The sequence below is a fragment of the Pseudoalteromonas sp. S3178 genome, assembly GCF_005886985.1.
In the GTDB taxonomy this organism is placed as follows: Bacteria; Pseudomonadota; Gammaproteobacteria; order Enterobacterales; family Alteromonadaceae; genus Pseudoalteromonas; species Pseudoalteromonas carrageenovora.
In genome coordinates this window covers 1-280 of the sequence record NZ_PNCW01000664.1, presented here as the reverse complement: position 1 = coordinate 280, position 280 = coordinate 1, and the positions used below count along the sequence as shown (strand labels likewise).

Genomic DNA, 280 nt, shown 5'->3' with positions numbered 1-280 from the left:
ATGGGGTGCAGTAACAAACTTACAGTTTTATAATGACTACAGCGCTATTTACGACAAATCAGACAACAGCAAAGATACCTGGATGAACGTAACCGGTTTTTCGGTCGCTGCAGGTGGTTTATTTACATACTTTGACTTAGTTCATGGTAAAAACATGCCGTTTGTTGGTGGCTCATTAGCGGGCGATAGCAGCGAAACTGAGCGTCGCTTCAACATTAATATTGGCTATTACTTCTAATAAGCTAGTATTCAAAGCACACGTCTATATACTGGGCGTGTG

General features: G+C 41.4%; 1 pseudogene. It reads left to right on the top strand.

The features are described 5' to 3' along the window. Positions 1-238: pseudogene (locus tag CWC11_RS22675) on the top strand (carbohydrate porin); the annotation flags it as partial. Between the last annotated feature and the right edge of the window lie 42 nt (positions 239-280).